General features: G+C 73.0%; 1 pseudogene. It reads left to right on the forward strand.

The features are described 5' to 3' along the window. Nucleotides 1-112 precede the first annotated feature (112 nt). Nucleotides 113-1695 (forward strand): annotated as a pseudogene (gene tnpC, locus AC559T_RS12330) (IS66 family transposase); the annotation flags it as partial.

Here is a 1695-nt window from a genome sequence, read left to right on the forward strand (position 1 = left end):
GTATCCATTCACGGGTCCGCGCGGCTGGTCCGCTGAGCTGGGTTGATGTGTTGGGATGACACGCTGGGGCCGTTGCTTGATCGGGTCGGCGGTCTGGTGATGATCGTGGGCTGTGGCTGACCCGTCCGCGTCGTTGGAGTCGCGGGTTCGGGCTGCCGAGGAGCGGGTCGGCGCGCTTGCGGAGGAGAACCGGCGGCTGGCGGAGACGAACGGCCGGCTGCGGCGGGTGATCCAGGACATGGCCGAGCGGCACGAGGTGGAGCTGGCCGCGGAGCGGGCGGCGCGGGAGCGTCTGGAGTTGCAGGTCGCGGAGCTTGCGCGGCGGGTCGGGATGGACAGCTCGAACTCCTCGACTCCGCCGTCGAAGGAGCCACTGGCCGCGAAGGAGAAGCGGAAGGCGACCAGGGCGGCGTCCCAGCGGGTGCGGTCGAAGGACCGCAAGCCGGGTGGGTAGCCTGGTCGGGACGGTGCGCGGCTGGCACCGGCCGACGATCCGGACCGGACCGAGACGGCGGTCCCGCCGGCCGAGTGCTCGTCGTGCCGGGCAGACCTGTCTGGCGGTCGGGACGCCGGGGCGGGCTGGGCGCAGGTCTGGGACCTGCTGCCCGCGGTGCTGGAGAAGGTGCACTGGGTGCTGCCGCGGCGGCGCTGCGGCTGCTGCGGGAAGGTCACGACCGCGTCGGTGCCGTTCGCCCGGCCGGGGTGTGTGACGTACGGGCCGCACCTGAACGGCGCGGCGGTGCTGCTGGTCTCGGAGGGCAACGTGCCCGTCGAACGGGCCGCGGCGCTGATCGACGGGCTGGTCGGGGTGGCGGTGTCGTCCGGGTTCGTCGCCCGCGCGAACGCCCGCCTGGGCGAGCGGCTCGACGCCGCCGGGTTCGACGCGGCGATGAGGAAGGCGCTGGCCGCCGAGCCGGTGCTGTGCGCGGACGAGACCCCGGTCAACCTGTGGCACAAGGACCGTGGCGCCGACGGCGCCGAACTGGCCGGCAGCCCGCACGTCGTCACGGTGCGCACCCCGGCCCCGGGGCTGGTCTGGTACGCCCCCGTCCACTCCCGCTCCTCGAAGGCACTCAAGGACCTGGGCGTGCTCGACGGCTTCACCGGCCACCTCGTCCGCGACGACTACTCCGGCTGGGCGCAGTTCGACGCCCAGCTCGCAGGCGTCCAGCAGTGCCTCGCCCACATGATCAGACATCTCCAGGGTGTCTGGGACCTCCACCACGACGAGCAGCGCTGGGCCCGCCGCGTCCAGGACGTCCTGCGCGAGGCCCACACCGCCGTCACCACCGCGACCGCCGCCGGCGATGACCACCTCGACCCCGACCTGCTCACGGCCCTGCGCGCCCGCTACGACAAGGACGTCGAGTGGGGCCGGATCACCAACCGCTGCCGCGACTGGCACGACGGCAACCACCCCGGACACAAACTCGCCCGACGACTCGCGGACAAGGCCGACCAGGTCTGGTCGTTCACGAAGAACTTCGCCGTTCCCTGGACGAACAACCCGGCAGAGCAGGCCCTACGCGGCCCGAAACGCCACCAGGCCGTCTCCGGCTACTGGCACCGCCCAGCGACCCTGGGCGCCTACTGCCGCGTCCGCTCCTACCTCGTCTCCGCCCGCGACCACGGCATCCGCGCCCTCGACGCCATCCACGACGCCCTCGCCGGCCGGCCCTGGCTACCAACCCCGGT

Source organism: Frankia sp. Hr75.2 (genome assembly GCF_949319125.1).
Classification (GTDB): Bacteria; Actinomycetota; Actinomycetes; order Frankiales; family Frankiaceae; genus Parafrankia; species Parafrankia soli.